This is a genomic window from Streptomyces sp. NBC_00287 (assembly GCF_036173105.1).
Taxonomy (GTDB): Bacteria; Actinomycetota; Actinomycetes; order Streptomycetales; family Streptomycetaceae; genus Streptomyces.
In genome coordinates this window covers 8331623-8356676 of sequence record NZ_CP108053.1, presented here as the reverse complement: position 1 = coordinate 8356676, position 25054 = coordinate 8331623, and the positions used below count along the sequence as shown (strand labels likewise).

Here is a 25054-nt window from a genome sequence, read left to right as displayed (position 1 = left end):
GCCACCGCCGCCCCTCTCCACTCCCCTTGAAGGAACGAACCCGCATGAACGTCACTGTCTTCGGTGCCACCGGCGCGATCGGTTCCCTGACCGTCGCCGAACTCGTCGACCGCGGCCACCAGGTCACCGCCTACGCCCGCAATCCGCAGAAGATCCCCGCTTCCTGGGGCGACCGCGTCCGCGTGGTGGCCGGTGAGATGTCCGACAAGGACGCCATCGACTCGGCCGTCGCCGGAGCGAACGCCGTCGTCAGCGCGCTGGGGCCGAGCCTTGACCGCAAGGCCACCGGCCTGCCGCTCGTCGCCGGGACCGGCCACATCCTCGCCGCCATGAAACACCACGGCGTGCGCCGCTACATCGGCCACGCCACCCCGGCGATCCTCGACCCGCACGAGAAGCCGACCCTCGTCACCCGCCTGATCGCCTTCATGCCGCGCACCTTCATGCCGCGCGCCTACGAGGAGATCACTGGCATGTCGAGCCGGATCATGGACTCCGGCCTGGACTGGACCATCGTCCGCTTCATCGCCCCCAAGGACACCCCCAGGCAGTCCAGGGTGCGCACCGGCTTCTTCGGCACCGACAAGCTCGGCTTCGCCGTCAGCCGCGCCGACATCGCCGCCTTCACCGCTGCGCAGGTCGACGACACTACCTACATCGGCCGCGCACCCGCCATCAGCAACTGACCCCCGCACACGAGGAAGACCATCCCCGTGACCGTCGCGATCATCGGCGCCACCGGCAGGTTCGGCGCCTTCACCATCGACGCCCTCCTCCAGCGCGGCACCGCCGCCGACGACATCCTGGCCCTCGGCCGCACCACCGACCGACTCGCCGGACTCGCCGAGCGCGGGCTGCGCACGGCCACCGTCGACCTGAGCGACGGGACTTTTCCCCCGTAAGGAGCGTGCCGTGGAACTCGGCATCCTTTCCCTGTCCGACCTGCAGACCGACCCCGCCACCGGCCGCCTTCACGACCCGGCCCGCCGCACCCGCGAGATCGTCTCCTACGCCATCGCCGCCGACCAGGCCGGCCTCGACGTCTTCGGCCTCGGCGAACACCACAGTCCCGACTTCTCCGTCGCCAACCCCGCCGTCCCGCTGGCCGCGATAGCCCAGGCCACCACCCGTATCCGCCTCACCAGCGCCGTCTCCGTCCTCTCCACCCTCGACCCCGTCCGCCTCCACCAGGACTTCGCCTCCCTGGACCACCTCAGCCAGGGCCGAGCCGAGATCATCGCCGGACGCAGCGCCTTCCTCGAAGCCTTCACCCTCTTCGGCATCGACCCCGCCCACTACGACGACGTCTTCGCCGAGAAGCTCGACCTCCTGCTCGCCATCCGCGCAGGCGAGCACGTCACCTGGTCCGGCCGCCACCGCCCCGCCCTCGACAACGTGCCCGTCCCGCCCCGCCCCCAGCAGAAGAAACTGCCCCTGTGGCTCGGCGTCGGCGGCACCCCCGCCAGCGCGGAACGCGCCGCACGCCTCGGCCTGCCCATGACCCTCGGGCTCATCGGCGGAGACATCCGCCGCGCTCGGCCCCTCACCGAGCACTACCGCGCCACCGGCCAGGCCGCCGGCCACACCCCCGACACGCTCCGCCTAGGCCTCACCAGCCACTTCTACGTCGCCAAGACCTCCCAGGGCGCCCGCGATGCCCTCTACCCGTACTACCGCGAGTACCTGCGGCCGAAGACCCCTAATGGCCGCGGTTGGCTCATCGATGCCGACCAGTTCGAAGCCGTCGCGAGCCCTCTTGGCGCGCTGATGACCGGCAGCCCGCAGGAAGTCATCGACAAGGTCCTCACCGAACGCGAACTTCTCGGCATCGACCGGTTCATGGGGCAGATCGACTTCGGTGGCATGCCGCCCGGCATGGTTCACGACTCCATCGAGCTCCTGGCCACCGAAGTCGCCCCCGCCATCCGCAAGGAAACCGCAACCCGGGTGACCACCGCCTGACCGCGTACCGCACCCAGCCAACCGGGCTGAGCCAGAGCCTCCGAAATGGTCACGCCGCTGGTCCGGCACCCCCACGGATGTGGCGGAGTGGCCCGGACCGTTTCGGCGGCTTCGCCACCTCACCGGCCTTCGGCGCACGCGGAACGCGCATCAAAAGACGTCCATGCGCAGCGGTGCGTCCGTACGGGCCGTACGGGCCGCGATGTCCTCCGCGGTGACGCCCGCGTCCGTCTCCACCAGGGCCTGGCCGTCGTCGGTGACGTCGAGGACGCCCAGGTCGGTGATGATGCGGTGCACGCAGCGCTCGCCGGTCAGCGGCAGGGTGCAGTCCTTGAGGATCTTCGGTGCCCCGTCCGTCCTTGGCGGTGTGCTCCATCAGGACGATGACGCGGCGGGCGCCGTGGACCAGGTCCATCGCGCCGCCCATGCCCTTGACCATCTTCGGGAACTGTTCGAGGCGGCCACCATCGACGGCGCCGGCATCCTGCGTGCCTTCTGGACCACTATCCCGGCACGAACGGCACCGTCTCCTACGACGACGACATCGCCGTCGGCTACCGCTACTACGACGCCCAGGGCCAGCAGCCCCGCTTCCCCTTCGGCCACGGGCTGTCGTACACGAACTTCGCCCACGGCTCCGTCGAAGCCGCCTACGACCAGGCGGCCCAGAGCGTCACCCTCAGCGTCACGGTCACCAACACGGGCCGCCGCCAGGGCACCGACGTCGTCCAGGTGTACGCCGCCCTGCCGACAGCGGCGGAGGCCGAACCGCGCCGCCTGCCGTAGCGAAGGTGTAGGAGCCGGGGACGAGCGTCCAGGCACCCGCTTTCCAAACGGTGAGGTCCTGCGCCGGGATGGTCAGGGCGAGCCGCTTGGACCCCGCGGCGGGGAGGATGACCTTTCGGAAGGCGACGCGCTCGTCCCGCAGCCTGACGGCACAGCGGATCCTGAGCATCGGTTGACCTCCCCTCTCGCTTCCGGAGTCCGTTCGTGCCCGTCACCACACGCCTTTCGCGCTCAGCGCTCGCGATCATCTGCGCATCCGCACTGCTGGCCGGTTGTTCCCTCCTCGACACGTCCGAGGGGCGGGACACGGTGATCACGGTCATGGCCAACGTCACCGACAAGTCCTCCATGAGCAGTGTCGTCACGGCCCTCCATCGGCAGAACGCCGACATGCACGTCAGCGTCGTCTACGCCGACACAACCCGGCCTCCGTCACGGCGCTCGAACGCGACAACCTGCTGGAGGATCTGGCCCTGCGCCGCTTCAGCGGGACCGTTCCGGAAGGCGTCAGACCCGTGACCGAAGTGCTGGGCATCACCTACGCGGTGCCCATGAGCTTCAGCGCGATCGGTGCCATCTACTCCGAGCGCACTCTGGACGAGATCGGCGGTGCTGTCCCCACCACCTGGAGCGAACTGCTCGACCTGTGCGCAACCGCACGGGAGCACGGCAAAGTGTTGTTCGCTCTTGGCAACGCCACCCCTTGGGTGACCCAGCTCTTCGACTATGCCCTGGTCGCGACGACCGTGTACGCGGATCAGCCCGATTTCGACGAGCTGATGGATCGGGACAAGCGGACCCTCGCCGCGTCCGGGTGGCGGACCGCCATGGAGAAGTACCTCGCGATGAACGACCGTGGCTGCTTCAGTTCCCAGCCGCTCGACACCACCTACGAGGATGCCCTGGACCAGGTCGCGGAGGGCGGCGCAGTGGGCGTGGTGCAGGTCGCCAGTACGCTCTCCGCCCTTCGGGCCGCCGCTCCCGACCTGGATCTGCGCATGACCGCGCTGCCGGCCACCGACGATCCCGAGGAGACCCGGATGCCCGGCGCCGTGTCGGCCGCGTATGGACTCAACGCCGACAGCGCGCATCGCACGGCGGCGCTCAGGTTCATCGACTTCCTGGGATCCGAGGAGGGACAGAACCTGTACAACCGCTCCGGAGCCACCCTGCCCGCCATTCCCAACACGTCCTTCGCCGTCGATCCCGCTGTAGCGGAAGTCGCCGAACGGCAGAAGGCCGGCACGACCGTCCCATTCGTGGACCAGCGCTGGCACACGACTGACCGGGGCTGCTCCGTAGTCTGCTTGAGCACAGCTCATGCCCAGGCCCCCACCGGCACGAACGAGCTGTCCTGCCGGAACAGGTCCGTCCCGTCCGAGCGCTCCACGCGCAGTTGATAGCCGTAGTGCCGCAGGTAATACCCCGGGTAGTTGTACGACTCGAAGCGCAGCGAACCCGTCCCCGAGCCCGTCCGGGCGATGAACGTCGCGTCCCGCGCGAACGTCGACGTGCCGTTGTTCGCGTCGAAGCGGGCGCGGAAGTCCCAGTGGCGGAGGTAGTTGCCGGAGGCGTCGCGGAAGGAGTAGGCGTTTGCGTCGGCCAGGCCGGCGGTGACTGTGAAGGTCGATGCCTGCTTCTCCGCAGTCGTGCTGGAGGCGCTCACCACCGGGAGGTTCACCAAAGCCGACTGCTGCTGCCAATACCGCGTCGCGTAGTTGGCCGACTGGAAGGAGCGCGTGACGTTCCGAGCCAGGCTCGGGCCGCCCGACACCGTCTCCTTCACCACCGTGAAGTGGCGTGCCGTACCCGAGATCGCGGGGAGTGCCGTCGGCGCCGACCACGTCGCGAAGGTGTCGTAGCTGTCGCTGTAGTAGTAGCGGCCGTCGCCGTAGCCGTCGAAGAACAGGCGCCAGGCGCCGTTGTCGAGTTGGATCAGGGCCGGGCCCTCGCGGTAGCTGCCCCAGCCCGCCCAGTTGCCGGTACGGGAGATCACATAAGGGCCCGTCAGGTTCGACGCCGTGCCGTACTCGATGTACTTCGTCGTCTCGTTCTTGGTGAAGGCGTGGTACGTCGAGCCGAGCTTCACGATGAAGGTGTCGATGTGGTTGGCGCCTATGCCCGACAGGGCCACCGGTGAACTCCACGCCGTCAGCGTGGAGTTGGTCGCCCTCAGCCGGTAAGGGGTGAAGATCCACTCGTCGTTCGTCGTCGAGCAGGACACGATGATGTTCACGCTGCCGTCGCTGTCGACGAAGAACTCCGGCGCCCAGGCTCGGGAGAGGTTCGCGATCGGGACCGGATAGTCGTAGAGGAACGTCCAGTTGAGCCGGTCCGCGCTGCGCGCGAAGCCGATCGTGGTGCTCGTGTCCTGCCAAGTGTGCGTCGTGTACGTGACGTAGTAGTAGCCGTCCGTATGCCTGATGACGCTGGCGTCGCGGATGCGGTTGCTGGGCGGGGTGTAGGCGGAGGAGCGGAGCAGGCGGAAGTCCGTTGCGTCGTCGGACTGGTAGACGTTCACCGTGCCGTCGTTGCTGTTGAGGAACGGCACGATCGTGTAGCGGGTGGCGGAGCCGCTCGGCGGCGCGGCGGCCACTGCCGTGCCGAGCAGTCCGGGGGCTTCGGACAGCAGCAGCGCGGAGGCGGGTACGGCGGTCAGCGCGCGCAGCAGGGTGCGGCGGGACGGGGTGGGGGGTCCTGCGGTCATGGGCGGCTCTCCCTCTGATACATGACATGAATCGTCCGATATTCCGAACGTGGTTCGGAAAGTCGATCAGAAGGTAGGGGTGGGGCGAGAGTGCGTCAATGGTTCGCGCACGACCGAAAAGTTGCAGCATGCAGCCAACTTCGGCTCGCCCCGAGGTCGTTCCATCCCGGGGCCCCTGGAGGTTACTGTTCGGTAGACAACGCCGTCACCGGAGGTGTCCCGCATGACGTTCGACCGTTCCGCAGGCCTCGCGGAATCCGCCCGTGCGCTGGCCGACGGGGAGGTGACGTCCCGGGCGCTGGTCGAGCAGGCACTGGCGCGCATCGAGGCGACGCAGGGGTCGCTGAACGCCTTCCGGATCGTCCGGGCCGAGGCGGCGCTCGCCGAGGCCGACGCGGCGGACAAGGAGCTGGCCCAAGGCGTGCGGCGCCCCCTGCTCGGGGTGCCGGTGGCCGTCAAGGACGACATGGATGTCGCCGGGGAGCCCACCGCGTTCGGCTGCCGTGGGGAGTTTCCGCCGGTCGCCGAGGACGGTGAGGCGGTACGGCGGCTGCGTGCGGCCGGGGCCGTGATCGTCGGCAAGACCAACACCTGCGAGCTGGGGCAGTGGCCGTTCACCGAGGGCCCCGCCTTCGGTGACACCCGCAACCCGTGGCACCCCGAGCACACCCCGGGCGGATCGTCGGGCGGTTCCGCCGCCGCCGTCGCCGCCGGGCTGGTGCCCGCCGCCCTCGGTTCGGACGGCGCCGGGTCGGTGCGGATCCCGGCGTCCTGGACCAACCTGGTCGGCATCAAGCCGCAGCGCGGACGGATCTCGACCTGGCCGCGCGGCGAGTCCTTCCAGGGCATCACGGTCAACGGCACCCTGGCCCGTACGGTCGCCGACGCGGCCCTGCTGCTGGACGCGGCGAGCGGCAACCACGACAACGACCCGCACCGGCCACCCGCCGTCGACGCCTCGGCAGCCCTCCGCCGCGAACCCGGCCGCCTCCGCATCGCCCTCTCCCTCAAACCGCCCTTCACCGCACTGCCCGCCCGGCTCCAGCCCGAGGTCCGCGCGAAGGTCGTCGAACTCGCGGAGAAACTCGCCGCGTTGGGGCACACCGTCGAGGAGGCCGATCCGCCGTACGGGCAGATCGGGCTGACCTTCGTGCCACGGGCGACCGTCGGGATCGCCGAGTGGGTGACCGAGTCACCCTTCCCGGCCCTCCTCGACCGGCGCACCCTGGACGCCGCCCGCCTCGGCCGACTGCTCGGCGGGGCTCCCCTGCGGGCGGCCCGGCGCGCCGAAGCCGTACTGCACCGCCGTATCGGCACCTTCTTCGAGTCGTACGACGTCATGCTCGCCCCCACGACGGCCGCTCCCCCGCCGCGCATCGGCGCGATGCTGGGGCTCGGCGGGCTCGCCACCGACCGCGCGATGATCGCCGCCTGTCCCTTCGCCTGGCCGTGGAACGTGCTGGGCTGGCCCGGCGTCAACGTCCCGGCCGGATTCGTCGCGGACGGCCTTCCCGTCGGCGCCCAACTCCTCGGACCGTCCCACAGCGAGCCCCTCCTGCTGTCGCTCGCCGCCCAGTTGGAAGCGGAGCTGCGCTGGCACGAGGCCTGGCCACCGGAGCAGGTCGCCTCGATGGCGTAGGTCAACGGCGGGGTGCCCGGCGTCGGTTCGCCCGGCGGCACGCTCTAACGTGATCCCCGTGACTGCGTCCACCGAAGAGACCGAAGAGAACGCCCCCGGCCGACATGGCCCCTTCGCCACCGTCGAGGCCGACCCCCGCGAGGTGGGCCGGGTGCGCACGGAGTACTCGCCCGCGCACGACGGCGACCCGGATCCCGGGGAGATCGTGTGGACTTGGGTGCCGTACGAGGAGAACGACGGCCGGGGCAAGGACCGGCCGGTGCTGGTCGTGGCCCGGGAGCCGGGTGGCACCTTCCTCGCCGTGCAGTTGTCCAGCAAGCGGCATGACGGGGACCGCGAGTGGGTGCCGATCGGGAACGGCCCCTGGGACAAGTCCGGGCGGGACTCCTGGGTCGACGTCGAGCGGGTGCTGCGGCTGCACGAGCGGGGTATGCGGCGCGAGGCGTGTGCGCTGGACCGGATGCGGTTCAACTCGGTCCGGCATCGGCTGCGGGAGCGTTATGGCTGGAGCTGAGGCTCCGGGAACGCCCGTTCGAAGGCCGCCCTGGTCGTCGCCCCTGGCGTGCGGTCCAGGATTCCGAACACCACGTGCTCGAAACGGCCCTCGAACCGTCCGCCCGGCCCGAGCAACGCCCGGAACGCCCCCGCCACCTGCACCGGGTCGTTCTGGAACACCCCGCAGCCCCAGGCGCCCAGCACCAGTCGCCGGTAGCCGTGGGCTGCGGCCACCTCCAGCACCCGCTCGGCGCGGACAGCGAGGGCCCGCGGGAGTTCCGCGGCGCGCTCCGGTGCCGTACGCCTGACAACTCCGGCGTTCGGCGCCGCGGATGTCAGGAAGCCGGCCGTGTACGGCGAGTCCAGCAGTCGGCCGCGGTCGTCGCGGAAGACGGGCACGGCGGGTGAGTGGATGACACGGTCCGTGTAGAAGGGGTCGCGGTGGGCTCGGTGGTGGTCGTAGAACTCGCGGACCTCGATCAGGCAGGTGTAGAGCGCGGAGGCGCGGCACAGGGCCTCCTCCTGGGCCTGTGCGCCGTTGAGGTAGCCGCCGCCGGGGTTGCGGGCCGAGGAGAAGTTCAGTACGGCTGTCCCGGCGCCGAGCCGGCGCGCAGCCTCCAGGCTGCTCTCGCCCGTGACCTCGAAGAACGTCTCCACGGAAGGCGCGGAGGGCACCGGGACCGCACCCGGCCCGTACATGCGCGTCCCTCGCCGGGCGGCTGACACCTCCGCCGCGATCGATACCTCGCGGCCGTCGGAGGCGCCGTAGAAACCCGCCGCCACGATCTGTTCCGTCTGCTGTGCGATGCCCCGCAGGCGCGCGCTCATGGCGCCACCCCCGTGAGCGCCGTGAGCGCGCGCCGGGCGTGCTCCCCCGTCGTGCTCATGCACGCATCGTGGGCGATGCTCGACAGGTGGTGCAACAGATTTTCCGGGTCCGCGAACGCCCCCGAAAACGTGCGGGAACTGGATGTGACCGATCCGGAACATCCCGAGACGCGCCCTTGTGCGGAGCCGGTTCACCGTCTTGGGTGGGACGAGTGTGCTGTCCCGGCCCACCCGAAATGCCGGGCCGGTGGCATGGTGGAATATCAGGAGGATTCCGATATGCCCGATTCATCCAGCGGCTCTTCACCGAGCGGCTGTACCAAGCCCCGCACCTCGGTCTCCGAGGCCGAGGTCGAGGCCCTGGTCCGCGGTATCTGTTTCAAGACCGGCCCGCCCCGCACCCTCGGTGTCGAGGTGGAATGGCTCGTCCATGAGCTGCGCAGCCCGCAGCTCCCCGTCACACCCGAACGACTGCGAGCGGCCTACGCCGCCCTGCGGACCGTGCCTCTGAGGTCGGCGCTCACCATTGAGCCCGGCGGCCAGCTGGAACTGAGCTCGCCGCCCGCCGCCTCCCTGATGGAGTGCATCGGTACCGTCTCCGCCGACCTCGACGCCGTCCGCGCGACCCTGCGCGAGCACGGTCTCGGACTGGTCGGCATCGGCCAGGATCCCTGGCACGAACCCCGCCGCTATCTGCGCGAACCCCGCTACGACGCCATGGAGGCCTGTCTGGACCGCAGAGGTCCGGCCGGCCGCGCCATGATGTGCACCTCGGCCTCCGTCCAGGTCTGCCTCGACGCCGGCCACGAGGAGCCGGGACCGCTCGGCCATGTACGGCGCTGGTGGCTCGCCCATCAGCTCGGCGCGGTCCTGGTGGCGGCCTTCGCCAACTCCCCCCTCGCCGGGAACGAGCCCACCGGCTGGCGCTCCACCCGTCAGCTGATGTGGATGGAGATCGGCGCGGACCGGGCGGGCGCTCCCCCGCTGGACGGCGATCCGCGCGCCGCATGGGCCCGGCACGTCCTGGACGCGCCGGTGATGTGCGTACGCCGGGACAGCGGGCCGTGGGAGGTCCCGGACGAGCTCACCTTCCGGGAGTGGACCAGATCGGCGGTGCCGAGACCGCCCACCCAGGAGGACCTCGGCTATCACCTCACGACCCTGTTTCCGCCGGTCAGACCACGCGGCCATCTCGAACTGCGCATGATCGACGCACAGCCGGGCGAGGACGGCTGGATCGTCCCGCTCGCCGTGACGGCCGCACTGTTCGACGACGCGGAGGCCGCCGAGACCGCCTACCGCGCGGTCAAGCCGCTGGCCGAGCGGGCCCAGCCGGTGCCCGCGCCGCACAACCCGCTGTGGGCGGACGCGGCCCGGCACGGCCTGTCCGACCCCGAGCTGCACGAGGCGGCTGTCACATGCTTCCGGGCGGCGCTGGAGGCGCTGCCCCGGCTCGGTGCCACACCCGAGGTCACGGCGGCTGTCGCGGCGTACCGGGACCGCTACATCAGCCGGGGCCGCTCCCCCGCCGACGATCTGCTCGACCGCCTGCACGGGAAGGACATCCGCACATGACCGACCCCGCCATCGACACCGAGGCGCTGAGGGAACGGGCCGTGACCACACTCGTCACCGCCCGCGACCGCACCACCCTGCTCACCAGCTGCGTCGAGGACCCCGACCTCACCGCGCAGCACTCCCCGCTGATGTCGCCGCTGGTGTGGGACCTGGCGCACATCGGCAACCAGGAGGAGCAGTGGCTGTTGCGGGCCGTCGCGGGCCGGGAGGCCATGCGCCCCGAGATCGACAGCCTCTACGACGCCTTCGAGCACCCGCGCTCCGAGCGCCCCACCCTGCCGCTGCTGCCGCCCGCCGAGGCCCGCACCTACGCTGCCGACGTGCGCGGCCGGGTGTTGGACCTGCTGGAGAGCACCGCGTTCCACGGGACCCGGCTGACCGAGGCGGGCTTCGCCTTCGGGATGATCGCCCAGCACGAACAGCAGCACGACGAAACGATGCTGATCACCCATCAGCTTCGCAAGGGCCCGCAGGCCCTGACCGCCCCTGACCCGGAACCGGCCCCGCTGTTCACCGGACCGGCCGAAGTCCTCGTCCCCGGCGGCCCGTTCACCATGGGCACCTCGGACGAGCCATGGGCACTGGACAACGAACGCCCCGCGCACCGCCGCGAGGTGGCACCCTTCCACATCGACACCACACCCGTGTCCAACGGCGCCTACCAGGCGTTCATCGAGGACGGCGGCTACGAGAACGAGCGCTGGTGGGACCCGGCGGGGTGGGCGCACATCCGGCAGCACTCCATCCACGCCCCGCTGTTCTGGCACCGCGACGGCAAGCAGTGGCTGCGCCGCCGCTTCGGCGTCACCGAGATCGTGCCGCCGAACGAGCCTGTGTTGCATGTGAGTTGGTACGAGGCCGACGCCTACGCCCGCTGGGCCGGACGGCGACTGCCCACCGAGGCCGAGTGGGAGAAGGCCGCCCGCCACGATCCGGCCGGCGACCGCTCCACGCGCTACCCCTGGGGCGACGCCGACCCGTCCCCCGAGCACGCCAACCTCGGCCAGCGCCATCTGCGCCCGGCCCCCGTCGGCAGCTACCCGGAGGGCGAATCGCCGCTCGGCGTACGCCAGTTGATCGGCGACGTGTGGGAGTGGACGGCGAGCGACTTCCTGCCCTACCCCGGGTTCGTGGCGTTCCCGTACAAGGAGTACTCGGAGGTGTTCTTCGGGCCGGAGTACAAGGTGCTGCGCGGCGGTGCGTTCGCCGTGGACGCGGTCGCCTGCCGGGGCACGTTCCGCAACTGGGACTACCCGATCCGCCGGCAGATCTTCTCCGGGTTCCGCACGGCCCGCTCGGAGGCCGTCTGATGTGCCGTCATCTGGCGTATCTGGGGCCCGAGGAGCCGCTCGGCAGATACCTCGTGCAGCCCCCGCACGGCCTGTACCGCCAATCCTGGGCACCCAGGCGGCAGCGGTACGGCACGGTCAACGCCGATGGTTTTGGCGTCGGTTGGTATGCGGAAGGCGATCCGGTACCGGCCCGCTACCGGCGGGCCGGGCCGATCTGGGCGGACCTGTCCTTCACCGATCTCGCCCGCGTCGTACGGACGACCTCCCTGCTGGCGGCGGTCCGCGACGCGACCCTCTCCGGTGCGGACGCGGAGGCCGCGGCGGCGCCCTTCGCCTCCGGCGCTTGGCTGTTCAGCCACAACGGCGCCGTACCGGGCTGGCCCGACTCCCTCGCGCCGCTCACCCGGACCCTGTCCGCGACGGATCTGCTGTCGCTGGAGGCCCGTAACGACTCGGCGTTCGTGTGGGCGCTGGTCCTGGCCCGGCTGCGCGCCGGGGACGACGAGGGACAGGCGCTGGCCGACACGGTCCGGGAAGTCGCCGAGGCCGCGCCGGGCGCCCGTCTGAACCTGCTGCTGACCAGCGGCGACACCATCACGGCGACCGCCTGGGGCGACACGCTGTGGTACCTCACGACACCCGGCCACGGCACGGTCGTGGCCTCCGAACCGTACGACGACGATCCGCTCTGGCACGAGGTCCCGGACCGCACGCTCCTCGTCGCGAGCCGCACGGACGTCATTCTCACTCCCCTGAAGGAGCCGGGCGAGACCTCGGCACCCGCAGCCTCCAAGGAGCCCCGCACGTGAGCCCGTTCCTTCTCACCCGCCAACTGCCCGAGGACGCCACGGAGGCCGCTCTGCGCGCCGACGTCCTGCAGGGCCTGACCCGCACCCCCAAGACCCTCCCGCCGAAGTGGTTCTACGACGCCCACGGCAGCGAACTCTTCGAGCAGATCACGGAGTTGCCCGAGTACTACCCGACGCGCGCCGAACGCGAGATCCTCATCGCCCGAGCCGACGAGATCGCGGCCGCCACACACGCCCGCACCCTGGTCGAACTGGGCTCCGGCTCCTCGGAGAAGACGCGGTACGTCATCGACGCGCTCACCGAACTGCACACGTACGTCCCCGTCGACGTCAGTGACAGCGCCCTCACCCAGGCCGGGCAGGCGCTCATCGAGGAGCGGCCAGGACTGGACGTGCACGCGCTGATCGCCGACTTCACCGGCGGGCTCACCCTGCCCGACACGCCGGGTCCCCGGCTGGTGGCGTTCCTCGGCGGCACGATCGGCAACCTGCTCCCTGCCGAGCGCGCGGCCTTCCTCGCCGGAGTGCGGGGTCTGATGACCCCCGGCGACGCGCTGCTCCTCGGCACCGACCTGGTGAAGGACGAGAAAGTGCTGGTCAGGGCGTACGACGACGCGGCCGGGGTGACGGCCGCGTTCAACAAGAACGTCCTGACGGTCGTCAACCGTGAGCTCGGCGCCGACTTCGATCCCGGCGCCTTCGACCATGTGGCGCTGTGGGACGCCGAGAACGAGTGGATCGAAATGCGGCTGCGGGCCCGTACCGCACAGACGGTGAAGGTGCCCGCGCTGGATCTCGCCGTCGACTTCGCGGCCGGGGAGGAGCTGCACACCGAGGTGTCGGCGAAGTTCCGGAAGGAGGGCGTGCGCGCCGAACTGTCCGCTGCGGGTCTTGAGCTGACCCACTGGTGGACGGACGGCGATGGCCGGTTCGCGCTGTCGCTGAGCGTGGCACGGTGACGGACGGCTCGCGCGATGTCCCGCCTTGGGGCACGGTGGAGTGACGCGTGTGAGAGGAGCACCCACATGTCGAACCACACCTACCGGGTCACGGATATCGTCGGTACCTCGCCCGAGGGCGTGGACCAGGCGATCCGCAACGGCATCGAGCGGGCCTCGCAGACCCTGCGCAATCTGGACTGGTTCGAGGTGGTCGAGGTGCGTGGCCAGCTCGAGGAGGGGCAGATCGCGCACTGGCAGGTGACCATGAAGGTCGGCTTCCGCCTGGAGGACAACGACTGAGCAAGCCGGACCTCAGGTCCGCCCCTCCCGCTCCTGCGCGGTCTTCAGCGCGGCGGAGGGGGCGGCCCACCGCGCCCGTACGACGGTGAACCCCGCCCGTTCGGCGTCCTCGCACACCAGCTCGTCGTCGTCCACCAGGACCCGGATCTCCCGGGTCCTGGCCAGGCGGCGGAGGATCTCCAGCTTGGTGCGCCGGGCGGGCCTGCGGTCGTCGTTGCGGCGCATGTACACACGCCCTTCGGGCAGCCCTTGGGCGGCGAGCCACTCCAGCGTGTCCGGTCGGCAGCGCTCGGGGCGCCCGGTCAGGTAGACCACCTCGCACTCCTCGGCGCCGGCCAGTACGAGCGCGATCCCTTCCGCGATGGGCGGGTCCGCGGGCGCGGCGGCGAAGAAGGCGTCCCAGTCACGGGGCTTGGACTCCAGGAACCGCTGCCGGTGGGCGGTATCGGCGAGGGTGTTGTCGAGGTCGAACACGGCGAGCGGCCGCTTGCTGCTGTCGGTCACGGCGCCAACTCTACGCAGCGGGCGGCCCGGTGATCAGAACGATCTCTGTCCGCAGCGGGCGGGCCCGGTGATCAGAACGATCTCCGCAGGCCTCACACTTCTGTCATGCCTTCGACGCCCCGCACATCCATGACCGGCTCCGCCTGCTCGCTCGTCGTCTGCCGGGGCTGCTGCTGCGGCAACGCCCGCAAGCACCCGGGTACGGACCACGCGGGCCAACTGGAGCTGCTGCGCGCCGCGGCCGCCGAGCACGGCTTCCGCATCCGTACGACGGACTGTCTGGGCCCCTGCGACCAGGCGAACGTCATGGTCGTCGGCCCCTCGGCGGCGGGGCGACGGGCGGGCGGACGGCCGACGTGGATCGGCTTCGCCACGGACGACGACAGCACCGAGGAGGTCGTGCGCTGGGTGGCGGCCGGCGGGCCGGGCGTGGCGCAGCCGCCGGTGACGCTGGAGTTGCAGTTCATCGAGGCGCCGAAGGATGCGAGGGTGCGCTCGCGGCGCTGACCTGCGGAAGCACTGATTGTTAATGGGATCCATTTTCATGTAGCGTCCTCGGTGTTCACCCACCGAGGAGGTTCGTCATGGCTGTCCCCAAGCGGAAGATGTCCCGCAGCAACACCCGCCACCGCCGAGCGCAGTGGAAGGCCGCCACCCCCACCCTGGTGCCGGTCACCGTCGACGGCGTCCAGCACCTCGTACCGCAGCGCCTGGTCAAGGCGTACGAGCGCGGGCTGCTGCGCCCCGAGGGCTGAGCGGATGACCGACGACCGCCGCCTGCCCGTCACCGTGCTCTCCGGGTTCCTCGGGGCGGGCAAGACCACGCTGCTCAACCACGTCCTCAGCAACCGCGAGGGCCTTCGGGTGGCCGTCATCGTCAACGACATGAGCGAGGTCAACATCGACGCGGCGCTGGTGCGCGGCGGCGAGGCCGCGCTGTCGCGGACCGAGGAACGCCTGGTCGAGATGACCAACGGCTGTATCTGCTGCACCCTGCGCGACGATCTGCTGGAGGAGGTCGACCGGCTGGCCCGCGAGGGCCGCTTCGACCATCTACTCATTGAGAGTTCGGGCATTTCCGAGCCCATGCCTGTCGCGGCCACCTTCGCCTTCGCCCGCGACGACGGCGCCACCCTCGGCGATCTGGCCCTCCTGGACACGATGGTCACGGTCGTCGACGCGGCCAACTTCCTGACCGAGCTGGACAGTGGCGACGAACTCGCCGAGCGCGGCCTCGCCCCGTACGAGGACGACGAGCGCACGGTCAGCGATCTCCTCGTCGACCAGGTCGAGTTCGCGGATGTCATCGTGCTCAACAAGCTGGACCTCGTCGACGAGGTGACGGCGGACCGGCTGCGCGCGGCACTGGGCCGCCTCAACCCGGCCGCGCGGATCGTCGACGCCGTGCAGGGACACGTACGTCTCCAAGAGGTGCTCGGCACCCGGCTGTTCGACCTGGAGCGCGCCCAGCAGGCCCCCGGCTGGGTGCGGGAACTCAACGGCGACCACGTCCCCGAGACCGAGGAGTACGGGATCTCGTCGACGGTGTTCCGCTCCGAACTCCCCTTCCACCCCGGGCGGTTGTGGGCGCTCGTCACCGAGGAGCTCGACAGCGGCGCGTACGGGAAGGTGCTGCGTTCCAAGGGGTTCTTCACCCTCGCCAGCCGCCCTCGGGTGACGGGGCTGTGGTCGCAGGCCGGCTCGGTGGCCCGTTTCGAGCCCTCCGCAGCCCGCGACGACGAGGCCCCGCATGCCCAGGAACTGGTCTTCATCGGCACGCAGTTGGATGCGAAGGCACTCCAATCGGCTCTCACCGGCTGCCTGATGGCCCCCGGCGAGAGCCTCCCACCCGCCGACCCGTTCCCCGACTGGGACACCTACGGTATCGACGAGGCCTGCGACCACGAAGCCGGCGTGGCCGCGCACTGAGACCGGCTGACGCGGAAACAGTGGCTGACCTGGTGGAGCGTCTTTGCGGGGCGTTGCGTCAGTACAACTCGATCGCTCGATGGGGATTCCGGTCCCGGGGGTATCGCCGGCAGCCGTATCGGGGTCCAATGGAGAGAGTCAAGCCCTTCCGTCCCCGTATCGGTCAGAAGAGGCACGCAATGGATCCATGGCTGATCTGGTTGATCATCGCAGCTGTGTTGGCTGGGGCGGAGATCTTCACCCTGACGGCTGCGCTCGGAATGCTGAGTGTGGCCGCGTTGGTCACGGCGGGGTCCGCCGCGATCGGGCTGTCGCCGCCCTTCCAGTTCTTGGTGTTCGCCCTCGTCTCCACGGTCACCGTGGTATTCGTGCGCCCCATTGCGTTGCGCCATGTGCTCCAGCCTCAAACCGAGCGGTTCGGTATAGATGCGCTGGTCGGCAGGGGTGCCTACGTCATCTCCGAGGTGACGGGCCTGGACGGCAGGGTCCGGATCGACGGCGAGGAGTGGACGGCCCGCGCGTACGACGAGACGCTGGTGATTCCCGCCGGTAAGACCGTCGACGTCATAGAGATCAACGGCGCCACCGCGATCGTCTACCCACGGGACTGAAACCATGGACGCATTGCTCATCGCCGGACTCATCGTCGCGCTGATCGCGGTTTTCACCGTGATACGGGCGGTCCGTATCGTGCCACAGGCACGCGCTCGCAATGTCGAGCGACTCGGCCGCTATCACCGGACCCTGACTCCCGGCCTCAGCCTCGTCATCCCTTACATCGACCGCGTTCATCCGGTGATCGACCTTCGGGAACAGGTCGTCTCCTTCAAACCGCAGCCAGTCATCACAGAAGACAATCTGGTCGTCGAAATCGACACCGTACTGTATTTCCAGGTCACCGATCCACGAGCGGCTTTCTACGAGATCGCGAATTTCCTGCAAGCGGTCGAGCAGCTCACCGTCACGACCTTGCGCAACGTCGTGGGGTCCATGGACCTGGAGAAGACCCTCACCTCACGGGACACCATCAACAGCCAGCTGCGCGGCGTGCTGGACGAGGCCACCGGCAAGTGGGGGCTGCGGGTCAACCGGGTGGAGATCAAGGCCATCGACCCTCCCCAGTCCATCAAGGACGCGATGCAGAAGCAGATGCGGGCCGAGCGGGACAAGCGGGCCGCGATTCTCGGGGCCGAGGGGCAGCGCCAGTCACAGATTCTGACCGCCGAGGGCGACAAGCAGGCCGCTGTCCTGCGCGCGGAGGGCAACCGTACCGCTGCGATCCTCCAGGCCGAGGGGCAGTCCCGAGCCATCGACGAGGTGTTCCAGGCCGTGCACCGCAACGACCCGGACCCCAAATTGCTCGCCTACCAGTACCTCCAGATGCTGCCCCAGATCGCGCAGAACTCGGGCAGTACGTTCTGGGTGATTCCCAGCGAGGTGACCGCCGCGCTCCAAGGCGTGTCCCGCGCCTTCAGCGAGGTGCTGCCGCAGTCGCCGGCGACCCGGGAAAAGCCCTCGGACGACAGCGCCGCCCAAGCCGCCGACGACAAAGCTCAGGCCGAGGAAGCCGCTGCCGCGGCCCTTGCCGACGCGGCCGAGGCCGATGGCATCACCCCGGATGCCCTCCGGTCCAATCCCCCACACTGACCAAGGGCGCGGAACCGGCCGGGGATGGAGATCCCCGGCCGCCTCCGCCACCTGTTCAGTGCCACACCCGAACTCGTGCCCTACACCGAGGGCTCTTCGGCGCCGGGCTCGATCTCCGTCCGGCGGCCACGAACGACCCAGGACGACTCATCCAGGCCACGTACCCGCTCAGCGCAGGGCCGGAATGACCCCGGCGGCCTCCAGTCGCTCCGGGTCCGCCCGCAGGATCGCCTCATGGGCGAGGCGCAGTGACGGGCCCGGCTCGACTCCCAGTTCCTCTCTGAGCACCCGGCGGGCGCTGCGGTACACGGCCAGCGCGTCTCCCTGGCGGTTCGCCCGGTACAGGGCGACCATGAGCTGGTGGTGGAAGGGCTCCCGCAGCGGGTGCTGGAGGACCAGGCCGCGCAGTTCCTCGATCGTCTCGTGATGGCAGCCGAGAGCCAGCGCCGCGTGCATCCTCAGTTCGGTGCAATTCAGCCGTCTCTCGTCCTGGACAGCGGTGAACGAATCGATGACCAGCGAGCCGGGAATGCCCTCCAGAACGGGGCCTCGCCACAGGGACAGCGCCCGGCGGAGAAGTTCGGACGCATGTGAGAAATCAGCCGACACATAGCGTTCCCGGCCACGGGTGTAGAGCAGCTCGAATTCGTGGAGATCCGTCACCGTCCCCGTCGTGTCGAGAATGTATCCGAGTGGCGTCGTGATGATGGGTGAGATGCCATTCGGACTGCTCAGAATTTTTCGCAGCTGTGAGATGTACACCCGCAGGCTGGCGAACGCGCAGCGCGGCGGATCCTGCTCCCACAGTTCTGCCACGAGTTTCTCGCCGGCCACCGGCTCACCCGACCTGATCAGGAGCAGGGCGAGGAGTTTCGCGAGCTTCGGTGGCTCGGGCGTCAGGTCGAAACCGTCCCGGGTCACCCGCAGGCGCCCGAGCAGGTCATAGCGCAGTGGCTGGTCAGCCTGTACAGAGGACAGGGCCACAGCAAACCCCCCAGAATGCGTAGGTACGCATTCAACTGATTCTGGTTCCCCCGTCCGCCCTCAGGTCTGGGACGCCACATAGTCGGCAATATCGCCACTAGTGCGTGAAGCATATGCTAGCTCCTCCTTCGGTGCCACCCCCTCCCCGTTACACCGCTATTAAGGACAATAGAACTCGGGCCGCCCGGATACGAGTTTCGGGAATGAAATTCGGCCGCTCGAATTGAATCGGCCATGAATCGTGTCACGCGAACGGCCCGGCCCGCGGACGAGCGGACCGGGCACCGCGCGCTTGCTGTGGCGACGGTCAGACCGCGACCGCCCGTCCCGTCCCGAGGCTCTGCGTCAGCCACGAGAAGAGCCGGTCGTGGAAGAGCCGCATGGCACCCGAGTGGCAGTGCGCCCCGCCGCCCTCGTCCGCGGTGAACACCTGAAGCGTCTTGGGCGAGTTCAGTCCCGTGTAGACCTTCTTCGCGTGTTCGAGGCCGGCGAAGAACATGTCCTCTTCCGCGTCCATGACGAGCACGGGACAGCGCACCTTGCCGATGACCTCCGACAGGCCGAACGCGGGCAGTCGGCGCAGCAGCCCGGCCGGGGTGTCGACGCCGAAGGTCCACAGGGCGTGCCGCAGCAGCCAGCGGGTGAAGGTCTGCTGGGCGGCGATCCCCCACATGACCGGGTTGGCGAAGTCGTCGTGTCCCTGCTCGACCCAGTCCAGCACGAACGGCGGCAGCGGAACGACGTCGCCCAGCTGCCAGACCGCGTCATGGGCGACGCAGCCGGCCAGCCGGTGCTCGAACGCGGCCGCCCGTACCGCGAGCAGACCGCCGAGGCTGGTGCCGACCAGCGCCAGGCGGTCGGGGTCCACGCCGGGCAGGGACAGCGCGTGGTCCACCACCGGGGTGACGACCTGCTCCCAGTCGGGCCTGAAGACCAGCCCCTGGTCACGCAGGACGGAGCCCTGTCCGGGCCCCTCGAAGCACAGGCAGTTCCAGCCGTGGGCGAGGGCTGCCGCGGCCACGAAGAAGTAGCCCTCTTCGACCGTGGAGTCGAGCCCGCCGTGGTGGATGATCGTCGGCCGGGGCTCGTCGGAGTCGTCCACCCGGTAGAGATAGGCGGGCAGTGAGGTGTCCTCGTAGGGGATGCGGGTGAACTGCGGTGGCCGCTCCATGAGCGCTGCGGCGTCGGCGAAGGTCTCCCGGGACAGGCGCATCAGCCGCAGGGCCTCGGCGCCGTGCGGGTCGTCCCGCTCGAAGAACTCGGCGGTGCGGTAGTAGTTGTGCGCCCGCAGCAGCGCGGCCCGGGCGTCGACGGTGCGTCCCTCGCCGCGCGCCGCGGTGGCCAGGCCGTGGACGCGTTCGGCGAGCGCAGTCCACGCGTGCCGCCAGGCGACGGTGTCTCCGCCGGGGATCCGGGAGGCGACCGCGACGACCTCGCCGAGCTGCGCACCGCCGTAGTCGGCATAGCCGGCGGCGCGCAACGCCTGGTAGTCGAAGGCGGGGTCGTCGAACAGGAATTTCATGGCAGCGGCTCCTCTGGTTGTGGGAGGTGCTCCGGTGTCGTGCCCGGGCTGATCCCGGCACGGACCGTGCGGGTTCCGTTCAGGAACGTGTCGACGATGCGCTCGGCGAACACCACGGATTCCACCGGGCGTTGACGCAGGATCAGCCGGGCGGCCATCGGCCCGGTGAGCATCTCGATCGCGTCGTCCAGGTCGAGGTCCCCGCACAGCTCACCGGCGTCGATGCCGTCGCGCAGGACCCGCAGCAGCGCCTCGTGCCGGGCGGCGACGACCGTGTTCTCGAAGCGCTCCACCAGCTGGGGGCGGCGTACCGCCTCACCGAGCAGACTGCCGATCAGCCGGTGCAGATTGGTGTCCTGACCACGGTGGCGGAGTTGGTCGACGAGGGCCACCAGACGGTCCCGCAGGCTCAGTCCGTCCAGCGGCGGCACGGGCAGGTCGAGGCTGCCCAGCGCGGCCAGCACCAGCTCTTCCTTATTGCGCCAGCGCCGGTAGATGGTGGCCCGGGCGACACCAGCGCGCTGGGCGACCAGGTCCATGGACAGGTCGCCGAAGCTGCACCCCTCGCTGAGCAGGCCCAGGGTGCTGTCCAGGATCGCCTCATCGGCGGCGGGGTCGCGCTGACGACCGCCCCGGGGGGAGGGCCCCGGGGCGGCCGCGGCTCGGTCGGCGTGCGGCATACGTATCAGACCTCCGTGGTGTGGACTTCTCGCGTGGTCGCCTCATTGCCGTCGGGCGCTTCAGCGGCCGTACGGGAGGGCAGGAACAGCAGGCTGACCAGGGCGCCGAGGAAGGTGACGGCGGCGGCGACGAGGGCCGTGAGGTGCATGGCGGAGACGAACGCGTCGACGGCCTGTCCGGCGAGCGGCGCCCCGCGCGGACCCAGCTCCTGCGCGACGGTGAGGGTGGTGGCGATGGACTCCTCCGCCGTGTCACGGACCGATGCGGGCAGCGGCGTCAGGTGGTCCTCGATACGGGAGCGGTAGGCGACGGAGAGCACCGAGCCCAGGACGGCGACGCCGAGGGCGCCGCCCACCTGCCGGAAGGTGGTGGTGACCGCCGAGCCGGTGCCCGCCCGGTCCTGGGAGACGGCGGACATGGCGGCCGAGGTCGCGGGCGGCATCACACAGGCGATGCCGATGCCCAGGACGAACAGGACGCACTCGATCACCCACACCTCGGTCCGCTCGTCGACGCCGGCCACGGCGAGGAAGGCGAGTGAGGTGAGCAGCATGCCGGTGGCGCACACCGGCCCGGACCCGATCCGCCTGGCCAGCAGCGTGGCCGGCGCCGAGCAGGCCAACTGCGCCACGGCCAGGGGCAGCAGCAGGAACCCGGCCTCCAGCGGTGTCCAGCCGCGCACGCTCTGCAGATAGAAGACCAGGAAGAAGGTGGCGCCGAGCAGGGCGAAGAAGACCAGGCCGATGACGGTCACGGCGGCCGAGAAGCGGCGGACGGTGAACAGGGCGAGGTCCAGCGCGGGCCGCGCGGTGCGGCGCTCCCACAGAGCGAACAGGCCGAGGACCATCAGGCCGCCGAGGATCGGCCCCCACACCACGGCCTCCGCCCAGTTGTCGGATTCTCCGCCCCGGATGACGCCGTACACCAGTGCGGTGAGCCCGGTGACGGACAGCACGGCGCCGAGCGGGTCGAGGCTGCCGCGCCGGGGGTCCTTGGACTCGGGGACGACGAAGAGCGCGGCGGCGGCGCCGATCAGCACGATGGGCAGGTTGACCAGGAACACCGAGCCCCACCAGAAGTGTTCGAGCAGCGCGCCGCCGGTGATCGGGCCGAGCGCGACGGCGAGTCCGGCGGCCCCCGCCCAAAGACCGATGGCCTTGGCTCGCTCGGCGGGCGGGAAGACGGCCATGATGATCGCCAGGGTGGCCGGCAGTACGAGGGCGGCGCCTACCCCCAACCCGGCCCGCGCGACGATCAGTTCGTCGGCGGTGCCGGCGTAGGCGGACCACAGGGAGCAGACGCCGAAGACCAACAGCCCGGCCAGCAGGACGCGTTTGCGCCCCCAGCGGTCGGCGAGCGCACCGGTGGTGAAGAGCAGGGCCGCGAAGACGAGGGTGTAGGAGTCGATCGACCACTGCAGATCGCCCGGTGAGGCACCGAGGCCCTCGGGCGCGGGCTCGGCCAGGGTCTTCAGGGCCACATTGAGGATCGACGTGTCCAGGACTACGAGCAGCAGGCCGACCAGGAGTACGGCCAGCACGCGCCAGCGGTGCGGGTGCGCGGTGGGCGACGTTTGGTCAGGGGGCTTGCGGCTAGACGGAGTTGCCACGGTTTTCCGCTCCTCGGCAGGAAGAGGGTGATCGTGAGCTGAGTGCCGTTCTGGTGCCGTGTGGCGTTGACGCTAGACCCGGCGAGCAATCGAGTCAACGGTGTATCGAAACATGACTGACTCGATTGCGGCGGTGCCGGTTACAGTCCGTCAGGTCCCAGGGCGCGGGCGACGACGAAGCGGTCCAGGACGTGATCGCAGCGCAGGCGCCAACCGGGTGCGGCGCGATCCAGCCACCAGCCGGTCCCCGGAACGGGCCGGGGGCGCAGCTGCGAGAAGTCGTACGCCAGCCCGACGCCGAGCGCCTTCGTGTAGGCCTCCTTGAGCGTCCACAGCCGTACCAGCATCGAATTGCGTTCGGCGGGCGGTAGTTCGCGCAGCTCCGCAAGTTCCTCCGGGTGGCAGAACTTCTCGGCGAGCCCGCGCGCCAGCAGCGGGCGGTCCCATGCCTCCACGTCCACTCCGATACGGCGACCGCGGGCCACGCCGGCCACGAGCACGTCGGCCGTGTGACTGATGCTGACGTCCAGCCCCTCGGGAGCACGCAGGACCGGCCGCCCATGGCCATCGCGGCCCACGACGACTCGGTGGGGTTGCGTTCCGTCGGCCGCGGCCACCGCGTGGCGCAGCAGCCGCCGGGATCCCGACGACCGTGCCCGGACGACGGGTTCACGCGCCTCGGGCGCCCATTCGTCCAGCCGACCGAGGCAGACGGCATGCCCGCCAGGAGGCAGGGGGCGGACCGGGAGCGGTCCTGCTTCGACGCGTACGTCCGGTCCGGCCACGAAGTCCTCCTCAGACCACCCATTCAGGCACCGCGTGCCAGCACGGTACGTGTCCTCTTGGGCACCGACCGTTGCACTCGACCATAGGTGAAACCCCAAACCCTTGACGTGCGCACCAATTTTCGCTTTACGCCGCCTTTTCACGGCACCCCAAGGCTGAGAGCACGGATGGCACTCGGTGCCGTCGCAAGGATCGCCCTGGAGAGGACAGCCCGTGCCACACCAGCTTCAGCACCGGACGTTGACGGACGCCGTACGCACCGGCGTGGACCGCCACCCCGAGCGTGCCGCGTTCGTGTACCTGCACGAGGACGGGCCGGTCATGCGGCCCGAGCAGCTCAGCTACGCCGAACTGGACCGCCGGGCCCGCCTGGTGGCCACCCGACTGCAGCACGCGTCCAAAGACCCCTCGCGTCCGGTCCTGCTGCTCTACCCGCCGACCCTGGACTTCGTCACGGCCTTCCTGGGCTGCTTCTACGCAGGCCGCACGGCCATCCCCGCACCGCTGCCCGACGAGCCGGGCGAACGGCTGGCCCGGGTCCACGGCATCCTGCAGGACGCCAAGGTGGGCGCGGTGCTGACGCTCCCGGAGTACCGACAGGCCATCGGGGCGTGGCTGGTCGCCGCGGGAGAGCAGGACGTGCTGTGCATGGCGACCGGCGGGGACGCCGACAACGCGGCCGACCCCGACCTGTGGTCGCCGCCCCGCGTGCGCGACACGGATGTGGCCTTCCTCCAGTACAGCTCCGGCTCCACCAGCGAGCCGAAGGGCGTCATGGTCACGCACGCCAACCTCGCCGCCAACGAGGAGGCCATCCGCACCGCCATGGTGACCCCGGAGGGCGTCGTGGCCGGCAGTTGGCTGCCGCTCTACCACGACATGGGGCTCATCGGCATGACCCTGCACCCGCTGTGGATGGGCGGCACCAGCGTGCAGATGTCGCCCATCGCCTTCATCAAGCAGCCGCACCGCTGGCTGCGGATGATCCACGACTACCGGGTCGAGGGCACCGCCTCCCCCAACTTCGGCTACGAACTGTGCACTCGCCGCGTCACCGAGGAACAGTCCGCAGACCTCGACCTGTCCAGCCTGCGGGTCGCCCTCAACGGAGCCGAGCCGGTACGCGCCGAGACCTTGCGCGCCTTCGTGAGCCGCTTCGCCGCCAACGGGCTGCGCCCGCAGGCCGTCCTGCCGTGCTACGGCCTGGCCGAGAACACCCTGCTGGTCTCCAGCGGGGACACCGAGGCCGCCCACCTCGAACTCACCGTGGACGCCCGCGCCCTGGAACAGGACGAGCTGCGGCCCGCCCGCAGCGACCGGCCCGCCCGCACCCTGGTCGGCTGCGGCCGGCCGAAGGACACCGAGGTGCTCATCGTGGATCCGGTGACCCTGCGAGTGCTGCCCGGCGGCCAGGTCGGCGAGATCTGGCTGCGCGGCCCCTCCGTGGCCATCGGCTACTGGAACCGCAAGGAACTGACCGCCGAGACCTTCCGGGCGGTGACGGCGGACGGCCGCGCGGGCTACTTCCGCACCGGCGACCTCGGCGCCCTGCTCGACGAGGAGCTCTACGTCACCGGGCGGATCAAGGAGATGCTGATCCAGCACGGCCGCAACCTCTATCCGCAGGACATCGAGCAGGCCGTACAGGAGTCCGGAGAGGCGTTCAGGCGCGGCGGCGGCGCGGTGTTCACCGTCACCGACGAGGCGTCCGAGCGCCCGCATGTGGTCGTGGTGCAGGAGCTGCGGGCCCAGGCCGCCGCGGAGCAGGACCTGGATCGACTCGGCACCTCCGTCCAGGCCCAGCTCAGCCATCAGTTCCAACTGCCCGCCGTGAGCGTGGTACTGGTGCGCCCCGGCGCGATCCGCAAGACCACCAGCGGCAAGACACAGCGCACCCTCATGCGGCAGCTGTTCCTCGACGGCAGCCTGCCGGTGCTGCACCAGCGGCTCCAGCCCGCGGTTGCCGCCCTGGTAGCCACCCCGGACGCGGCGCCCGAGCCCGCCGCCACCCGCCGTTGAGATCCGAAGGCCTCAGCTCCGGAGAGAGAGAAACAC

At 70.2% G+C, this 25054-nt stretch carries 27 protein-coding genes and 1 pseudogene; 18 read left to right on the top strand and 10 right to left on the bottom strand.

What is annotated here, in order from left to right:
* Positions 1-44: 44 nt before the first annotated feature.
* Genes OHT76_RS37910 through OHT76_RS37900 form a run of 3 tightly spaced genes read left to right on the top strand, consistent with a single transcriptional unit; the run spans position 45 to position 1962 of the window.
* Positions 45-686, top strand: a complete 642-nt coding sequence (locus tag OHT76_RS37910) for an NAD(P)-dependent oxidoreductase (protein ID WP_328875398.1) — start codon at positions 45-47, stop codon at positions 684-686.
* A gap of 27 nt (positions 687-713) precedes the next feature.
* A complete protein-coding gene (locus OHT76_RS37905; RefSeq protein WP_328875397.1) occupies positions 714-902 on the top strand; it encodes a hypothetical protein in 189 nt (62 codons plus the stop codon).
* Between the two features lie 10 nt (positions 903-912).
* Complete coding sequence (locus OHT76_RS37900; RefSeq protein WP_328875396.1) at positions 913-1962, top strand: LLM class flavin-dependent oxidoreductase; 1050 nt, start codon at positions 913-915, stop codon at positions 1960-1962.
* A 150-nt stretch (positions 1963-2112) separates the two neighbouring features.
* Here OHT76_RS37900 and OHT76_RS37895 read toward each other — a convergent pair.
* Both OHT76_RS37895 and OHT76_RS37890 read right to left on the bottom strand, forming a co-directional pair.
* Positions 2113-2404 (bottom strand): annotated as a pseudogene (locus tag OHT76_RS37895) (CoA-transferase); the annotation flags it as partial.
* 249 nt (positions 2405-2653) lie between these two features.
* Positions 2654-2917 (bottom strand): fibronectin type III-like domain-contianing protein, encoded by a 264-nt coding sequence (locus OHT76_RS37890; protein WP_328875395.1) that lies wholly within the window; start codon positions 2915-2917, stop codon positions 2654-2656.
* Between the two features lie 35 nt (positions 2918-2952).
* Here OHT76_RS37890 and OHT76_RS37885 point away from each other — a divergent pair, with 35 nt between their 5' ends.
* Entirely contained in the window at positions 2953-3267 is a 315-nt protein-coding gene (locus OHT76_RS37885; protein ID WP_328875394.1) for a hypothetical protein, read from the top strand.
* Positions 3264-4148 (top strand): ABC transporter substrate-binding protein, encoded by an 885-nt coding sequence (locus tag OHT76_RS37880; protein WP_328875393.1) that lies wholly within the window; start codon positions 3264-3266, stop codon positions 4146-4148. The genes OHT76_RS37885 and OHT76_RS37880 overlap by 4 nt, the downstream gene beginning before the upstream one ends.
* Here OHT76_RS37880 and OHT76_RS37875 read toward each other — a convergent pair.
* Entirely contained in the window at positions 4067-5455 is a 1389-nt protein-coding gene (locus OHT76_RS37875) for a glycoside hydrolase family 43 protein (RefSeq protein WP_328875392.1), read from the bottom strand. The two genes, OHT76_RS37880 and OHT76_RS37875, sit on opposite strands and share 82 nt — an antisense overlap.
* Before the next feature lie 223 nt (positions 5456-5678).
* Here OHT76_RS37875 and OHT76_RS37870 point away from each other — a divergent pair, with 223 nt between their 5' ends.
* Both OHT76_RS37870 and OHT76_RS37865 read left to right on the top strand, forming a co-directional pair.
* On the top strand, positions 5679-7094 hold the full coding sequence (locus OHT76_RS37870; protein WP_328875391.1) for an amidase: 1416 nt from the start codon (positions 5679-5681) through the stop codon (positions 7092-7094).
* Between the two features lie 49 nt (positions 7095-7143).
* Positions 7144-7608: a type II toxin-antitoxin system PemK/MazF family toxin gene (locus tag OHT76_RS37865; protein ID WP_443049883.1), complete on the top strand. Its 465-nt coding sequence runs from the start codon at positions 7144-7146 to the stop codon at positions 7606-7608.
* Here OHT76_RS37865 and OHT76_RS37860 read toward each other — a convergent pair.
* Positions 7593-8417: a TIGR02452 family protein gene (locus tag OHT76_RS37860; protein WP_328875389.1), complete on the bottom strand. Its 825-nt coding sequence runs from the start codon at positions 8415-8417 to the stop codon at positions 7593-7595. The two genes, OHT76_RS37865 and OHT76_RS37860, sit on opposite strands and share 16 nt — an antisense overlap.
* Before the next feature lie 279 nt (positions 8418-8696).
* On the opposite strand from OHT76_RS37860, the gene egtA reads away from it, so the two are divergent.
* The 5 genes from egtA (at position 8697) to OHT76_RS37835 (ending at position 13337) form a co-directional block, all read left to right on the top strand.
* A complete protein-coding gene (gene egtA, locus OHT76_RS37855; RefSeq protein WP_328875388.1) occupies positions 8697-9992 on the top strand; it encodes an ergothioneine biosynthesis glutamate--cysteine ligase EgtA in 1296 nt (431 codons plus the stop codon).
* On the top strand, positions 9989-11305 hold the full coding sequence (gene egtB / locus OHT76_RS37850; protein WP_328875387.1) for an ergothioneine biosynthesis protein EgtB: 1317 nt from the start codon (positions 9989-9991) through the stop codon (positions 11303-11305). Before egtA ends, egtB begins: the two co-directional genes overlap by 4 nt.
* Positions 11305-12096 (top strand): ergothioneine biosynthesis protein EgtC, encoded by a 792-nt coding sequence (gene egtC / locus OHT76_RS37845; protein ID WP_328875386.1) that lies wholly within the window; start codon positions 11305-11307, stop codon positions 12094-12096. Before egtB ends, egtC begins: the two co-directional genes overlap by 1 nt.
* Positions 12093-13055, top strand: coding sequence for an L-histidine N(alpha)-methyltransferase (gene egtD / locus OHT76_RS37840; RefSeq protein ID WP_328875385.1), 963 nt, complete (start codon positions 12093-12095; stop codon positions 13053-13055). Before egtC ends, egtD begins: the two co-directional genes overlap by 4 nt.
* Before the next feature lie 66 nt (positions 13056-13121).
* Positions 13122-13337 (top strand): dodecin, encoded by a 216-nt coding sequence (locus OHT76_RS37835; RefSeq protein ID WP_328875384.1) that lies wholly within the window; start codon positions 13122-13124, stop codon positions 13335-13337.
* 12 nt (positions 13338-13349) lie between these two features.
* Here OHT76_RS37835 and OHT76_RS37830 read toward each other — a convergent pair whose 3' ends face one another.
* A complete protein-coding gene (locus tag OHT76_RS37830; RefSeq protein ID WP_328875383.1) occupies positions 13350-13841 on the bottom strand; it encodes a phosphatase domain-containing protein in 492 nt (163 codons plus the stop codon).
* A 105-nt stretch (positions 13842-13946) separates the two neighbouring features.
* Between OHT76_RS37830 and OHT76_RS37825 the strand changes: the two genes are divergently transcribed.
* The 5 genes from OHT76_RS37825 to OHT76_RS37805 all read left to right on the top strand — a co-directional run bounded on the left by OHT76_RS37825 (position 13947) and on the right by OHT76_RS37805 (position 17417).
* Positions 13947-14348: a (2Fe-2S) ferredoxin domain-containing protein gene (locus OHT76_RS37825; protein ID WP_328875382.1), complete on the top strand. Its 402-nt coding sequence runs from the start codon at positions 13947-13949 to the stop codon at positions 14346-14348.
* Between the two features lie 77 nt (positions 14349-14425).
* Positions 14426-14596: a 50S ribosomal protein L32 gene (gene rpmF, locus OHT76_RS37820; protein WP_071384327.1), complete on the top strand. Its 171-nt coding sequence runs from the start codon at positions 14426-14428 to the stop codon at positions 14594-14596.
* Between the two features lie 4 nt (positions 14597-14600).
* Positions 14601-15770 carry a GTP-binding protein gene (locus tag OHT76_RS37815; protein ID WP_328875381.1) on the top strand — a complete coding sequence of 390 codons (1170 nt, stop codon included), beginning with the start codon at positions 14601-14603 and terminating at the stop codon, positions 15768-15770.
* Between the two features lie 179 nt (positions 15771-15949).
* Complete coding sequence (locus OHT76_RS37810; RefSeq protein ID WP_328875380.1) at positions 15950-16381, top strand: NfeD family protein; 432 nt, start codon at positions 15950-15952, stop codon at positions 16379-16381.
* 4 nt (positions 16382-16385) lie between these two features.
* On the top strand, positions 16386-17417 hold the full coding sequence (locus OHT76_RS37805) for an SPFH domain-containing protein (protein ID WP_328875379.1): 1032 nt from the start codon (positions 16386-16388) through the stop codon (positions 17415-17417).
* Between the two features lie 168 nt (positions 17418-17585).
* On the opposite strand, the gene OHT76_RS37800 is transcribed toward OHT76_RS37805, so the two are convergent.
* From OHT76_RS37800 to OHT76_RS37780, 5 genes are all read right to left on the bottom strand, one after another.
* Positions 17586-18401 carry an AfsR/SARP family transcriptional regulator gene (locus tag OHT76_RS37800; RefSeq protein ID WP_328875378.1) on the bottom strand — a complete coding sequence of 272 codons (816 nt, stop codon included), beginning with the start codon at positions 18399-18401 and terminating at the stop codon, positions 17586-17588.
* A 307-nt stretch (positions 18402-18708) separates the two neighbouring features.
* Positions 18709-19923: an alpha/beta hydrolase family protein gene (locus tag OHT76_RS37795; protein ID WP_328875377.1), complete on the bottom strand. Its 1215-nt coding sequence runs from the start codon at positions 19921-19923 to the stop codon at positions 18709-18711.
* Positions 19920-20603: a TetR/AcrR family transcriptional regulator gene (locus OHT76_RS37790; protein WP_328875376.1), complete on the bottom strand. Its 684-nt coding sequence runs from the start codon at positions 20601-20603 to the stop codon at positions 19920-19922. The genes OHT76_RS37795 and OHT76_RS37790 overlap by 4 nt, the downstream gene beginning before the upstream one ends.
* Before the next feature lie 5 nt (positions 20604-20608).
* On the bottom strand, positions 20609-22213 hold the full coding sequence (locus tag OHT76_RS37785) for a DHA2 family efflux MFS transporter permease subunit (RefSeq protein ID WP_328875375.1): 1605 nt from the start codon (positions 22211-22213) through the stop codon (positions 20609-20611).
* Between the two features lie 140 nt (positions 22214-22353).
* Positions 22354-22998 (bottom strand): 4'-phosphopantetheinyl transferase family protein, encoded by a 645-nt coding sequence (locus tag OHT76_RS37780; RefSeq protein ID WP_328875374.1) that lies wholly within the window; start codon positions 22996-22998, stop codon positions 22354-22356.
* A 214-nt stretch (positions 22999-23212) separates the two neighbouring features.
* On the opposite strand from OHT76_RS37780, the gene OHT76_RS37775 reads away from it, so the two are divergent.
* A complete protein-coding gene (locus tag OHT76_RS37775) occupies positions 23213-25018 on the top strand; it encodes a fatty acyl-AMP ligase (RefSeq protein WP_328875373.1) in 1806 nt (601 codons plus the stop codon).
* Positions 25019-25054 lie beyond the last annotated feature (36 nt).

Bases quoted from the DNA above. Each gene is read 5' to 3' on its own strand.
- OHT76_RS37910 (WP_328875398.1), top strand. From the start codon at position 45: ATGAACGTCACTGTCTTCGGTGCCACCGGCGCGATCGGTTCCCTGACC.
- OHT76_RS37890 (WP_328875395.1), bottom strand. From the start codon at position 2,917: ATGCTCAGGATCCGCTGTGCCGTCAGGCTGCGGGACGAGCGCGTCGCC.
- OHT76_RS37875 (WP_328875392.1), bottom strand. From the start codon at position 5,455: ATGACCGCAGGACCCCCCACCCCGTCCCGCCGCACCCTGCTGCGCGCG.
- OHT76_RS37870 (WP_328875391.1), top strand. From the start codon at position 5,679: ATGACGTTCGACCGTTCCGCAGGCCTCGCGGAATCCGCCCGTGCGCTG.
- OHT76_RS37860 (WP_328875389.1), bottom strand. From the start codon at position 8,417: ATGAGCGCGCGCCTGCGGGGCATCGCACAGCAGACGGAACAGATCGTG.
- egtA (WP_328875388.1), top strand. From the start codon at position 8,697: ATGCCCGATTCATCCAGCGGCTCTTCACCGAGCGGCTGTACCAAGCCC.
- egtB (WP_328875387.1), top strand. From the start codon at position 9,989: ATGACCGACCCCGCCATCGACACCGAGGCGCTGAGGGAACGGGCCGTG.
- egtC (WP_328875386.1), top strand. From the start codon at position 11,305: ATGTGCCGTCATCTGGCGTATCTGGGGCCCGAGGAGCCGCTCGGCAGA.
- OHT76_RS37835 (WP_328875384.1), top strand. From the start codon at position 13,122: ATGTCGAACCACACCTACCGGGTCACGGATATCGTCGGTACCTCGCCC.
- OHT76_RS37825 (WP_328875382.1), top strand. From the start codon at position 13,947: ATGCCTTCGACGCCCCGCACATCCATGACCGGCTCCGCCTGCTCGCTC.
- rpmF (WP_071384327.1), top strand. From the start codon at position 14,426: ATGGCTGTCCCCAAGCGGAAGATGTCCCGCAGCAACACCCGCCACCGC.
- OHT76_RS37815 (WP_328875381.1), top strand. From the start codon at position 14,601: ATGACCGACGACCGCCGCCTGCCCGTCACCGTGCTCTCCGGGTTCCTC.
- OHT76_RS37810 (WP_328875380.1), top strand. From the start codon at position 15,950: ATGGATCCATGGCTGATCTGGTTGATCATCGCAGCTGTGTTGGCTGGG.
- OHT76_RS37805 (WP_328875379.1), top strand. From the start codon at position 16,386: ATGGACGCATTGCTCATCGCCGGACTCATCGTCGCGCTGATCGCGGTT.
- OHT76_RS37795 (WP_328875377.1), bottom strand. From the start codon at position 19,923: ATGAAATTCCTGTTCGACGACCCCGCCTTCGACTACCAGGCGTTGCGC.
- OHT76_RS37790 (WP_328875376.1), bottom strand. From the start codon at position 20,603: ATGCCGCACGCCGACCGAGCCGCGGCCGCCCCGGGGCCCTCCCCCCGG.